The sequence below is a fragment of the Wolbachia endosymbiont of Drosophila baimaii genome (genome assembly GCF_028982185.1).
Lineage (GTDB): Bacteria > Pseudomonadota > Alphaproteobacteria > Rickettsiales > Anaplasmataceae > Wolbachia > Wolbachia pipientis.
On sequence record NZ_JAPQLE010000022.1, the window covers coordinates 1 to 13297 of the forward strand.

At 35.8% G+C, this 13297-nt stretch carries 9 protein-coding genes and 1 tRNA gene; 9 read left to right on the top strand and 1 reads right to left on the bottom strand.

The genetic code is table 11. The annotated features are described in order from the left end of the window. From tuf to OZD66_RS00780, 9 genes are all read left to right on the top strand, one after another. On the top strand, positions 1-1074 hold a 1074-nt coding region (gene tuf / locus OZD66_RS00740), incomplete at its 5' end, for an elongation factor Tu (RefSeq protein ID WP_275021909.1). Between the two features lie 11 nt (positions 1075-1085). Continuing rightward, positions 1086-1158: transfer RNA gene (locus OZD66_RS00745), tRNA-Trp, on the top strand. A 19-nt stretch (positions 1159-1177) separates the two neighbouring features. After that, positions 1178-1378, top strand: a complete 201-nt coding sequence (gene secE / locus OZD66_RS00750; protein ID WP_022626186.1) for a preprotein translocase subunit SecE — start codon at positions 1178-1180, stop codon at positions 1376-1378. Next, complete coding sequence (nusG, locus tag OZD66_RS00755) at positions 1368-2204, top strand: transcription termination/antitermination protein NusG (protein WP_065094731.1); 837 nt, start codon at positions 1368-1370, stop codon at positions 2202-2204. The genes secE and nusG overlap by 11 nt, the downstream gene beginning before the upstream one ends. A 2-nt stretch (positions 2205-2206) precedes the next feature. After that, positions 2207-2647 (top strand): 50S ribosomal protein L11, encoded by a 441-nt coding sequence (locus OZD66_RS00760; RefSeq protein ID WP_182366416.1) that lies wholly within the window; start codon positions 2207-2209, stop codon positions 2645-2647. A gap of 4 nt (positions 2648-2651) precedes the next feature. Beyond that, positions 2652-3305 carry a 50S ribosomal protein L1 gene (gene rplA, locus OZD66_RS00765; RefSeq protein WP_182366414.1) on the top strand — a complete coding sequence of 218 codons (654 nt, stop codon included), beginning with the start codon at positions 2652-2654 and terminating at the stop codon, positions 3303-3305. 12 nt (positions 3306-3317) lie between these two features. Next, positions 3318-3836, top strand: coding sequence for a 50S ribosomal protein L10 (rplJ, locus tag OZD66_RS00770; protein WP_182366412.1), 519 nt, complete (start codon positions 3318-3320; stop codon positions 3834-3836). A gap of 26 nt (positions 3837-3862) precedes the next feature. Next, positions 3863-4264 carry a 50S ribosomal protein L7/L12 gene (gene rplL, locus OZD66_RS00775; protein WP_182366410.1) on the top strand — a complete coding sequence of 134 codons (402 nt, stop codon included), beginning with the start codon at positions 3863-3865 and terminating at the stop codon, positions 4262-4264. A 58-nt stretch (positions 4265-4322) separates the two neighbouring features. Continuing rightward, on the top strand, positions 4323-12836 hold the full coding sequence (locus tag OZD66_RS00780) for a DNA-directed RNA polymerase subunit beta/beta' (protein WP_275021915.1): 8514 nt from the start codon (positions 4323-4325) through the stop codon (positions 12834-12836). A 6-nt stretch (positions 12837-12842) separates the two neighbouring features. On the opposite strand, the gene OZD66_RS00785 is transcribed toward OZD66_RS00780, so the two are convergent. Then, positions 12843-13297, bottom strand: a 455-nt coding sequence (locus OZD66_RS00785) for a tRNA-dihydrouridine synthase (protein WP_275021916.1), incomplete at its 5' end; no start/stop codon positions are given.

The following is a 13297-nucleotide window of genomic DNA, read 5'->3' on the forward strand; positions in this document are numbered from 1 at the left end:
AAGCATTATGGAAATTTTGTAGCGTACGATCAGATAGATAAAGCGCCAGAAGAAAGGAAGAGGGGGATAACGATAGCAACAGCGCATGTTGAGTATCAGACGGAAAAAAGGCATTATGCACACGTTGATTGTCCTGGACACGCTGACTATGTAAAGAATATGATAGTAGGTGCAGCACAGATGGATGCGGCGATATTGGTAGTGTCGGGGGTTGATGGGCCAATGCCACAAACGAGAGAGCATATATTGCTGGCGAAGCAGGTAGGTGTTGGATATATCGTGGTGTATATAAATAAAGCTGATGTTGCTGATGCTGATATGATAGATTTAGTAGAAATGGAAGTGAGGGAATTACTGAGTAAATACGGATTTCCAGGGGATGAAGTGCCTGTGGTGGTTGGTTCAGCACTCAAGGCGCTGGAGGATGACAGCAGCGAATATGGAAAGAAATCAATAGACAAATTGATGGAAAAGTTAGATGAATATGTAGCGGTTCCACCAAGGCCTGTGGATTTACCATTTTTATTGCCAATCGAAGATGTATTTTCGATATCGGGGCGAGGAACAGTGGTAACAGGAAGAATAGAGAAGGGAGAGATAAAGACGGGAGAAGAGATAGAGATAATAGGTCTGCAAGCGACGCAAAAGACGATATGCACAGGTGTTGAGATGTTTAAGAAGTTGCTGGATAAGGGAAGTGCAGGACTCAATGTAGGAATATTGTTAAGAGGAACAAAAAGAGAAGAAGTGGAGAGAGGGCAAGTATTAGCGAAACCGGGGACGATAACACCGCATAGAAAGTTTAAGGCGGAGGTTTATATATTAAAGAAAGAGGAAGGAGGAAGGCATACACCATTTTTTGCGAATTACCAGCCACAGTTTTATTTAAGGACAACGGATGTAACTGGGAGCATAAAATTGCTAGATGGGAAGGAGATGGTAATGCCAGGAGATAATGTGAGTGTAGAAGTAGAATTGCAAGTACCGATAGCAATGGATAGGGGATTGCGTTTTGCGATAAGAGAAGGCGGTAGAACTGTTGGTTCTGGTGTTGTTTCTGAAATTTTGGAGTGAGAGTGAGTTATAGGAGTGTAGCTCAATTGGTAGAGCGCTGGTCTCCAAAACCAGAGGTTGTAGGTTCAATTCCTATCGCTCCTGCATTAATGTTGTGGTGGAAATGTTAAAAAGTTTGTGTGGTTTTTTCTGTGATATAAAGCAAGAAATACGAAGAATTGCTTGGGTAAAGAAACAGGAGGTGTTGTCATCTCTATTTGTTGTAATGATTGTTATATTATGCTTTTCGATTTTCTTCTGTTTTGTGGATTTTATGTCTCTTTACGTAATTAAGGCTTTATTTGGAATTATTTATGGAATGTGAATATAAATGGTATATCATTAAAGTTGATTATGGATATGAGCAAGGTATACGCGAATTGGTAAGTAATGCTGTTTATTTTAAGGAAGTGTTTATTCCTTATCAAACGGTATGTAATTCAAAGTCTGATATAAAAGAATTATGTGAAGTGTATGTATATATGCATCTGTGTGATGAAAGCAAAAATATTTTGAATCAAACGCCTGGATTCTGCAGTGGCGAATCTGGTAATTTTGAGATGATTTTAGATGATGAGATAAGTTTAAAGTGTAAAGAATTTAATAGGTATAAATGGTATATCTTGAGAGTTGCTTCTAATTGTGAAGAGAAAGTGCGCCAACATATATTGGAAAATTCTATGAGATTGGGTGTTAATGATTACTTTAAGGAAGTTTTTATTCCATATGAAGAGCTAAGTGAAGTAGAGTTGAAATCTAAGAAAATTGCTACACGAAGGAAATGCTTTCCTGGTTATGTCTTTTTATACGTGAATTTATGCGATGAAGTATTGAATTTTATCAATAATATACCAAAATCTCTTAAGGTTTATGGATTTTTGAAAAACGGTAATATTCCAAAGGTGATTTTGGATGATGAGATTCACTCAATGTGTAATGCACTTTATAATGCTCAAGAGACAAAGAAGTTAGGTTATGGTTATGAAAAAGGTGAAAAAGTGAAAATTAATGATGGTCTTTTTCAAAATTTTACTGGTAAGGTAAATATGGTAAACGATGAGAAAAAAATTATTAATGTGGAAGTATCGATTTTAGGTAAGCCGACAATAATAGAGCTTGATCTGGCTCAAGTAGAGAAAATAGAGGATTAATTATGAGTGTTATAGTTGCTAAGATTAACTTACTTATGGAAGCTGGGAAAGCAGTTCCAGGACCGAAAATTGCTTCAGTACTTGGTCCACGTGGTATACCTGTTCCTAAGTTTTGTGAAGCTTTTAATAAAGTTACTGGTGCTGCTAACGCTAATTATAAAGTAGGCGATTTAGTAACAGTGCGAATTTCCATAAAGGATGATCGCTCTCATGATTTTACTGTCAGCGGTCCGCCTGTGGCTTATTTACTTAAGCAGGAGGCTAAATTAAGTAAAAGTTCTGGTAATCCTGGTAAAGAATTAGTGGCTAAATTACCTATGTCTGCTATAATTAAAGTAGCAAAGTGCAAGATGGTTGATATGAAAGTGGATAATGAAGATTCAGCAGTGAAAATGGTTGTAGGCACTGCAAAATCTATGGGTATAGAAGTTGTGGAAGGTTAGGTAAATGAATACATATAATGATAATCCTAAGCAGTGTTTGAAGAAGATTGTTGAGTCTGCTTCAGCAAAATTTAATGAATCAGTTGATATTGCGGTCAATTTAGGCGTAGATTCACGTAAATCTGAAGAGCAGGTGCGTGGTACAGTAGTTTTGCCTAAAGGTATCGGGAAGAATATTAAAGTAGCTGTTTTCGCTCAAGATAAACATTTATTAGAAGCTGAAAAAGCTGGTGCTGATATTGCAGGAGGAGAGGATTTAGTTGAAGAAATAAAAAAAGGTAGAAAGTTAGATGTTGATTGGTGCATTACTACTCCTGATTTTATGGCAAAAATCACTCCTATTGCAAAAGTATTGGGTGCTAAAGGGCTGATGCCTAACCCTAAATTTGGTACTGTGACTTCTAACATTGCAGAAGCTATTAAAACCATTAAGTCTGGTCAGGTAAAATTTAGAACAGATAAAAATGGTGTTATTCATGGTAAATTAGGAAATATTAAATTTGATATTGATGACTTGCTAGAAAATTTAAAAGCCTTTCTTAAAGTAATTAAAGATAATAAACCTATTTCTGCGAAAGGAATTTACTTTAAGGGTGTTTTTTTAAATTCAACTATGGGTAAAGCTAATAAGATAGGCAAAGTGGAAGATATAATTTAAGGGAGTGATACCGTGAAGCGTAAAGATAAGGATGAATTTATACAGAGCACAATAAACGTATTTGTAAATAATGATTTCTTGATATTAGTAAGTTTTAAATCTATAAATGCTAATGATTCATTAACTCTGAGGAATAGTCTGAAGTCTATAGCAGGTGGGGTATTAGTAGTTAAAAACACTCTAGCGCGCTTGGCTTTGGAAAGGACTGGTAAATTCTCTTATTTATCAGGCAAATTTTCCGGTCCTGTTGCTATTATATACTCTAGTGGCATAGTAGAAGCTGCAAAATTAATAGTTGATTTTACTAATGCTAACAAAGAAAAAATGTCTGTGATTTGCGCAGCTCATTTAAATGAATTGTTAACAGTGGAAGATGTTAATAAACTGGCTAAGTTGCCTTCTCTGGATGAATTGCGTGTTAAAATTATGCGTTTAATATCTTATGATATTTCTGCTCGGTTAGCGTTGTCTATTAATTCATCTTCTATGAGGCTTATGAGAGTTTTGGATTATTATAGTTCTAAAAAATAAATTTGTTGTTAAGTAAGGTGGTAATTATGAGTAATGTAACAAGTGATTTGGTTGATAAAATATTATCTTTAAACCTATTAGAGGTTTCTGAACTTGTAAAAGTTTTAGAAGAGAAAATAGGGTTGCCTGCTGGTTCTTTTCTTGGTGGAGCTGTTGGTGCTGGGGCGCCTATTGGTGATAATGCTGCTGCTCCTGCTGCTCAAGAAAAAGCTGAGTATAAAGTTGTGATTAAAGAAATTGATGCGAGTAAAAAAATAGGAGTTATTAAAGCTGTGAGAGAGGTTAATTCTGCATTGGGTTTAAAAGAAGCAAAAGAGTTGGTTGAATCTTTACCTAAAGATTTGACTGCTAATGTTCCTAAAGACGAAGCAGAAAAAATCAAGCAAAAACTTATTGAAGCAGGAGCAACTAAAGTGGAGCTTGAATAATATTTAATGTATTAATTTTATATTGATATAGCTCTTTTAATTAGCTTGGGGTATTTTAATGGTTGATTCTTCTTATATGTACGCTTCTGGTGCTTTTGTTCCTAGAGTTTCTTATTCTAGGTCGATTGATTTAAAAGATTCTTTATTGGATTTGGTTAAGGTTCAAAAAGAATCATATGATTCTTTTACTCCTAAGAATAAGGGTAATGAAAGACTTGAAGTTATCTTTCATACAATCTTTCCAATAAATGATCCTTTGCGTAGGGCTACTATTGAGTTTATAAGTTGTAGGGTAGATGATCCTAAGTATGATGAATCTGAGTGTATAAAGCGTGGTGTAACTTTTTCTGCTCAGGTTATTGCTTCTATACGTCTTGTTGTTATGCAGGATGGTATTTCTCTTGATGAATATAAATCGATTAAAGAGAGAGGAGATCATTCTAAACTTGCAACCGTTGTAAAATCTATAGAAGAGCAGAAAGTCTACTTTTGTGGGTTGCCTATGATGACTGATAAGGGCACTTTCATCATTAATGGTGTGGAAAAAGTTATCGTCTCACAAATGCATAGGTCTCCTGGTGTATTTTTTGATAGCGATAAGGGAAAAACTTACAATTCTGGTAAATTGATCTATTCTGCTAGAATTATTCCTTATAGGGGTTCTTGGCTTGATATTGAATTTGATGTTAAAGACCATTTGTATTTTCGTGTTGATAGAAAAAGAAAATTGCCAATTTCAGTTTTATTAAAGGCGTTGGGTCTATCAAATAATGATATACTCGATAGATTTTATGAGAAAATAAAGTATGTAAAACATAAAGATGGTTGGAAAGTGCCTTTTGTTCCTGATAAATTTAAAGGAGTAAGGCTGCCTTTCGACTTAATGGATATTGAAGGTAATGTGCTGCTTAAAGCTAACGTTCGTATTACCTCAAGACTAGCTAAAAAGCTATATGATAATGAATTGAAAGAGTATCTGGTTCCTTTTAATTCTATATGTGGTTTATTCCTCGCAGAAGATTTAATGGATAGTGCTAGCTCTACGAAAATTTTATCTGCTGGTGAATCTATAAAGCTGGAAGACATAAAGAAGCTTGAGTTATTATCTGTAGATGAAATATCAGTGTTGAACATAGATAATTTGTTTGTTGGACCTTATATATTAAATATGCTTTTCTTAGATGAAAACATGTCTTGTCAGGATGCACTATATGAAATATATAGAGTTTTGCGTCCTGGTGAAGTTCCTGTTTTAGAGATAGTAGAAGAGTTTTTCCGTAATCTTTTCTTCAGTCCGGAATATTATGATTTGTCTAACATTGGTAGGTTGAAGCTTAACTCTTACCTTGGATTAAATTATGATGAGGATTTAACTGTTTTAACGCATGAAGATATTATTGAAATTGTGAAAAAAATAGTATTGTTACGTGACGGTCAAGGATCTGTAGATGATATTGATCATTTAGGAAACAGAAGAGTAAGATCAGTTGGAGAGTTTATAGAAAATCAATTTAGAACTGGGTTGTTGAAATTGGAACGCGCAATAGTTGATTCTATGTCCACTTCTAGTTTAGATAAAGTTTCTCCATCTGATTTTATTAATCCAAAAGTGTTAACTAATGTCTTAAGAGATTTCTTCAATTCTTCTCAATTATCTCAATTTATGGATCAGACTAATCCGTTATCTGAAATAACACATAAAAGAAGGTTATCCGCGTTAGGTCCTGGCGGTTTAACAAGAGAACGGGCAGGATTTGAGGTGCGTGATGTTCATCCAACTCATTATGGAAGAATTTGCCCTATTGAGACTCCTGAAGGGCAAAATATAGGGTTAATCAACAGCTTAGCTATATACGCGCGTATTAATAAATATGGTTTCATTGAAAGCCCTTATAGAAAAGTAGTCAATAGGGTTGTTACTGATCAAATTGAGTATCTTTCTGCTATAGACGAAGGCTCACGTCATATAGCTGACACTAGCGTAAAGCTTGATGAAAATAATTGCTTTGTTGATGACATGCTATACTGTAGATATGCTGGTAGCTTCGTCATGGTAAGTAGCGACCAAGTTAGTTACATTGACGTATCTCCTAAGCAGGTAATATCAGTTGCAGCTTCCTTGATTCCATTTTTAGAAAATGATGATGCTAATAGAGCATTAATGGGCTCAAATATGCAACGTCAGGCCGTACCTTTATTGAAGCCTACCGCTCCTCTGGTTGCTACTGGTATGGAGTCTTTTGTAGCTTCTGGCTCTGGTGCTGTAGTTTTAGCAAAACGCGATGGCATAGTTGATAGTTCTGATAGTAACTCTATAGTTATACGTGCTTTTGATAAGGAAAGGGTTAACTACTTGGACGTAGATATTTATCATCTAAGGAAATTTCAGCGTTCTAACCATAATACTTGTATTAATCAAAGACCGCTAGTGTGCGTAGGTGATTATGTTAAAAAGGGTGATGTAATAGCTGATGGTCCTGCAATTAACAGTGGTGAGTTGGCGCTTGGTAAAAATTTGCTAGTCGCTTTTATGTCTTGGCAAGGTTATAATTTTGAAGACTCTATTATTATTTCTAGTGAAGTTGTTAAAAAAGATCTCTTTACTTCTATTCATATAGAAGAATTTGACTGTGTTGTACATGATACCCCTTTAGGATCAGAGAAAATAACTCGTGCTATACCTGGTGTTAATGAAGAAAATCTATATCACTTGGATGATAGTGGTATAGTGAAAATTGGTACAAGAGTTGGTCCAGGCTATATTCTGGTAGGTAAAGTTACACCTAAACCTTCTCTTTCATTGCCTCCTGAAACGAAGTTATTAATGACAATTTTTGGTGAAAAGTCATTCGATTGTGCGGATTCCTCTTTATATACATCTCCAGATGTTGAAGGGACAGTAATTGATGTACAAGTCTTTACACGCAGGGGGGTTGAAGAAAATGAAAGGGCATTACTCATCAAACAAAAAGAGATAAATGACTTTGAGGAAGAGCGAGATTATATAATCAATGTTACTAGTGAATATTTCTATGATGAACTGAAGAAACTTCTTATTAATTCTGGTTCTCAAGATCGAGAAAAATTTGACTCTATTGAACGTGAGCAATGGTGGGGTATAGGATTAAAAAACCAATCCATTTCTGAGCAAGTTAAGAGCTTAAAAAAAGATTTTGATGAAAAAGTATCACATGCAATAGCACAGTTTAAGCGAAAAGTAGAAAAATTACATGAAGGTTATGACCTGCCTCAAGGTGTGTCGATGTCAGTAAAAGTTTTCATTGCTGTGAAACATAGTCTGCAACCAGGGGATAAAATGGCTGGTAGACATGGAAATAAAGGTGTGATTTCTCGAGTTGTGCCAGTGGAAGATATGCCTTATTTGGAAGATGGTACTCCTGTTGATATTATTCTTAACCCTCTTGGTGTTCCTTCACGAATGAATGTAGGGCAAATACTGGAAACGCATGTAGGTTGGGCTTGTAGAAAATTAGGGGAAAAGGTAAGTAATATTCTCGATGAGATCAATAAGATCAAAAGTGCTTTTTGCAAGGGAATTAGGTCCCTTAACGATGATAATTTTACACAATTTGCAGTAGCATATCTTGATAATAAAAAAATTGAAAATATTGATGATGATGAAATAACAGCTTCTGTTTTAAATACACCTAATAAGAATGCACTAAATGACGAGTTGAATGAGTTAGTAGAGAACTATTTGAACTCTTGTAAAAGTTCATACAGCAATTTACGTAACTTCCTGATTGAGGTTTATAGCTATGGCAGTAACGTATCTATCTGTAATGATATTCGTAATATTAGTGATAATAATCTCATTGAATTTGCACGCAAATTACGTGATGGCGTTCCTGTTGCTGCACCTGTATTTGAGGGTCCAAAAGATGAACAAATAGCAAAATTATTTGAACTTGCTGGTTTAGATAACTCTGGACAAGCTGTATTATATGACGGTTGCAGTGGTGAAAAATTCGACCGCAAGGTTACAGTTGGTTACATGTACATGCTTAAGTTGCACCACTTGGTTGATGGTAAAATTCATGCGCGTTCAGTAGGGCCTTATAGTTTGGTTACTCAACAACCTCTTGGAGGAAAATCTCATTTTGGTGGTCAGCGTTTTGGTGAAATGGAATGTTGGGCATTACAAGCCTATGGTGCTGCTTATACTTTGCAGGAAATGTTAACTGTGAAGTCTGATGATATTAATGGTAGAGTTAAGATTTATGAATCGATAATAAAAGGTGACAGTAATTTTGAATGTGGAATTCCTGAATCCTTTAATGTGATGATAAAAGAACTACGTTCTTTATGTTTAAATGTAGATTTAAAGCAAAATGATGTAGTGATTGAAGATATATCTCACACTAACATTGCACAACCTTTTAATGAGGTTAGCATATCGATTGCTAGCCCTGAAAGTATTAAGCGTATATCTTGTGGTGAGATAGAAGATGTTTCAACTGCAAATTATCGTACGTTCAAAGTTGAGAAAGGTGGATTATTTTGCCCTAAGGTTTTTGGCCCTGTCAATGACGATGAATGTTTATGTGGAAAATACAAAAAAAGAAGACACAGAGGTCGCATATGCGAAAAATGCGGAGTAGAAGTTACATCTTCTAAAGTAAGAAGAGAAAGGATGGGTCATATAGAGCTTGCATCTCCTGTTGCTCATATATGGTTTTTGAAATCGCTTCCTTCAAGAATTGGAGCATTATTGGATATGTCTCTCAGAGATATTGAGAATATTTTATATAGCGATAATTATATCGTAATAGATCCTCTTGTTTCGCCTTTTGAAAAAGGTGAGATTATTAGTGAAAAAGCTTATAATGAAGCTAAAGATAGCTATGGGATCGATAGTTTTGTAGCTATGCAAGGTGTTGAAGCTATAAGAGAGTTGCTAACGCGCCTTGATTTACATGAAATTAGGAAGGATTTAAGACTAGAATTAGAATCTGTTGCTTCTGAGATAAGAAGAAAGAAAATTATAAAGAGATTGCGTATTGTTGAAAACTTCATTAAATCTGGAAATAGGCCTGAGTGGATGATACTTACAACTATACCTATTTTACCACCTGATTTGCGTCCTTTGGTATCGCTTGAGAGTGGTCGTCCTGCAGTTTCTGATCTGAATCATCATTATAGGACTATTATTAATAGAAATAACAGGTTGAGGAAATTGTTGAGCTTAAATCCTCCTGAGATTATGATTCGTAATGAAAAAAGGATGTTACAAGAAGCAGTTGATTCTCTTTTTGATAATAGTCGTCGTAATACTTTGGTAAATAAAGCTGGTGCTGTTGGATATAAAAAGTCCATTAGTGATATGTTAAAAGGAAAACAGGGTCGTTTTCGCCAGAACCTCTTAGGAAAAAGGGTAGACTACTCTGGACGTTCTGTAATAGTTGTTGGTCCAACTTTGAAACTAAATCAGTGTGGATTACCAAAAAGAATGGCTCTTGAACTATTCAAACCTTTTGTTTACTCAAAGCTTAAGATGTATGGTATGGCTCCAACTATTAAGTTTGCTAGTAAGTTGATAAGAGCAGAAAAACCAGAAGTTTGGGATATGCTTGAAGAGGTAATAAAAGAGCATCCTGTTTTGTTGAATAGAGCGCCTACGCTACATAGACTTGGTATTCAGGCTTTTGAGCCAATCCTTATTGAAGGCAAAGCAATACAGCTTCATCCGCTTGTCTGTACGGCGTTTAATGCTGATTTTGATGGTGATCAAATGGCAGTGCATGTGCCAATTTCATTGGAAGCTCAGCTTGAAGCTAGGGTGTTGATGATGTCCACTAATAACGTTTTAAGTCCTTCTAATGGCAGACCGATTATAGTTCCTAGTAAAGATATAGTACTTGGTATATATTATCTGACTTTACAAGAACCTAAGGAAGATAATTTACCATCTTTTGGTGCTTTTTGTGAAGTTGAGCATTCCTTGAGTGATGGTACTTTACATATTCATTCTAGTATAAAGTATAGGATGGAGTATATTAATAGCAGCGGTGAAACTCACTATAAAACTGTTTGTACAACTCCTGGCCGTTTAATATTATGGCAAATTTTTCCTAAGCATGAGAATCTAGGCTTCGATCTAATAAATCAGATATTAACAGTCAAGGAAATAACTGGTATAGTTGATTTGGTATATCGTAACTGTGGTCAAAGTGCTACAGTGGCATTTTCTGATAAATTAATGGTACTTGGCTTTGAGTATGCCACATTTTCTGGTGTCTCTTTTGGTCGTTGTGATATGGTTATACCTGAAACTAAAGCTACACATGTTGATCACGCGAGGGGTGAAATTAAGAAATTCTCTATGCAATATCAAGATGGGCTAATAACTAGAAGTGAGAGGTATAACAAGGTTATAGATGAATGGTCTAAGTGTACGGATATGATAGCTAATGATATGTTAAAAGCAATATCTATATATGATGGAAATAGTAAGTACAACTCAGTGTATATGATGGTTAACTCTGGTGCAAGGGGTTCTACTTCACAGATGAAACAGCTAGCAGGAATGCGAGGGCTCATGACCAAACCTTCTGGTGAGATTATAGAAACACCTATAATTTCTAATTTCCGTGAAGGATTGAACGTATTTGAATACTTTAATTCTACTCACGGTGCGCGTAAAGGTTTAGCTGACACTGCACTTAAAACTGCAAACTCTGGATACTTAACTCGTCGTTTAGTTGATGTATCTCAAAATTGCATAGTTACAAAGCATGACTGTAAAACAAAAAATGGTCTTGTTGTGAGAGCTACAGTTGAAGGAAGTACTATAGTTGCATCTCTAGAGAGTGTTGTGCTGGGTAGAACAGCTGCAAATGATATATATAACCCAGTGACAAAAGAATTATTAGTAAAAGCAGGGGAATTAATTGATGAGGATAAAGTAAAGCAAATCAGCATTGCAGGTCTTGATGTTGTAAAAATTAGATCGCCTTTAACTTGTGAAATAAGTCCTGGTGTATGTTCTTTATGTTATGGAAGAGACCTTGCAACTGGTAAAATTGTTTCAATAGGTGAAGCAGTTGGTGTTATAGCTGCTCAATCTGTTGGAGAGCCAGGTACTCAGTTAACGATGCGTACTTTTCATATAGGTGGAGTAATGACTAGAGGCGTTGAATCCTCGAATATTATAGCTTCTATTAATGCTAAAATAAAGTTAAACAATAGTAATATAATTATAGATAGAAACGGAAATAAAATTGTGATAAGCCGTTCCTGTGAAGTCGTGTTGATTGATAGCCTTGGTAGTGAGAAGTTGAAGCACAGTGTACCTTACGGCGCTAAGCTTTATGTAGATGAGAGTGGGTCAGTAAAAATTGGCGATAAAGTTGCGGAATGGGATCCTTATACATTGCCTATTATCACGGAGAAGACTGGTACAGTGTCTTATCAGGACTTAAAAGATGGAATTTCGATCACTGAAGTGATGGATGAATCTACAGGAATATCGAGCAAAGTAGTAAAAGACTGGAAATTGCATTCTGGTGGAGCTAATTTACGTCCTCGTATTGTGCTGCTTGACGATAATGGTAAAGTAATGACACTCGCAAGTGGCGTTGAAGCATGTTATTTTATACCAATCGGTGCAGTGCTCAATGTACAAGATGGCCAGAAGGTTCATGCAGGTGATGTTATTACAAGAACACCAAGAGAGTCAGTTAAAACTCGTGATATTACTGGTGGTTTACCGAGGGTTATAGAGTTATTTGAAGCACGTCGTCCTAAAGAGCATGCTATTGTTAGTGAGATAGATGGCTATGTAGCGTTTTCTGAAAAAGACCGTAGAGGAAAACGCAGTATATTAATTAAACCTGTAGATGAACAAATTTCTCCAGTTGAATATTTGGTATCAAGAAGTAAGCATGTAATAGTCAATGAAGGTGATTTTGTACGTAAAGGTGATCTATTGATGGATGGTGACCCTGATCTCCATGATATTTTACGTGTGCTTGGGTTAGAAGCTTTAGCGCACTATATGATTTCTGAAATACAGCAAGTTTATAGATTGCAGGGTGTTCGTATAGACAATAAGCATTTAGAGGTGATCTTAAAACAAATGCTACAAAAAGTGGAAATTACTGATCCTGGTGATACTATGTACTTGGTTGGCGAAAGCATTGACAAGCTGGAAGTTGATAGGGAAAATGATGCTATGAGTAACTCTGGCAAACGGCCTACTCATTATCTTCCTATTCTGCAGGGGATTACTAGGGCAAGTCTTGAAACTAGCTCCTTTATTTCTGCTGCCTCTTTCCAAGAGACAACAAAAGTACTTACAGAAGCAGCATTCTGCGGGAAGAGTGATCCTTTAAGTGGATTAAAAGAAAATGTTATAGTAGGAAGATTAATTCCTGCTGGTACAGGTTTGATTATGAATAAGATCAGAGCACTTTCACTTTGTGATAATGTGGATAAATATGAAAAATATTTTGATATTGAAACTTATGACGAGGAATGGTTGATGGATAATGGTTGTCATTTACACTCTGGTGAGGAAGAGAGCGTAGTGGCATACGATCAGTCGAATTGAGTACAGCTAGTGTGTCTCTTGACCAAAAAAGCCAATAATATTTTCTTTCACTTCTGTGCTATCTGTCATGTTATTTACTCTCACACGAAATTCAGATGAGCCTTGAAGCCCGCTACTGTACCAACCTATGTGTTTGCGGGCCATCTTTATTCCTGTGTCATTTCCATAGTACTCAAGAATATTGTCGTAATGCTCGAGTATGATGCTTAATCTCTCTGAAGCTGTTGGCTCAGAAGTTTCACTTCCACTGAGAAAGTTCATTGCTTGATTAATCAGCCAAGGTTTACCGTAGGCACCACGACCTATCATCACTCCGTCTGCTCCAGATTCTTTGAGAGCATTCTGAATATCATTTAAATTTTTAATATTGCCATTTATAGCACTTCTCATAATAGTCCAAAAAAGGTAAGATATGGATTTATAGTAGTGATGGTAAGCATGCCAGCAGCATATAGTTATGA

What these genes read in the sequence shown, in the direction of transcription:
- nusG (WP_065094731.1), top strand. Translation starts at nt 1,368, where the DNA reads ATGGAATGTGAATATAAATGGTATATCATTAAAGTTGATTATGGATAT.
- OZD66_RS00760 (WP_182366416.1), top strand. Translation starts at nt 2,207, where the DNA reads ATGAGTGTTATAGTTGCTAAGATTAACTTACTTATGGAAGCTGGGAAA.
- OZD66_RS00780 (WP_275021915.1), top strand. Translation starts at nt 4,323, where the DNA reads ATGGTTGATTCTTCTTATATGTACGCTTCTGGTGCTTTTGTTCCTAGA.
- rplA (WP_182366414.1), top strand. Translation starts at nt 2,652, where the DNA reads ATGAATACATATAATGATAATCCTAAGCAGTGTTTGAAGAAGATTGTT.
- secE (WP_022626186.1), top strand. Translation starts at nt 1,178, where the DNA reads ATGTTAAAAAGTTTGTGTGGTTTTTTCTGTGATATAAAGCAAGAAATA.
- rplL (WP_182366410.1), top strand. Translation starts at nt 3,863, where the DNA reads ATGAGTAATGTAACAAGTGATTTGGTTGATAAAATATTATCTTTAAAC.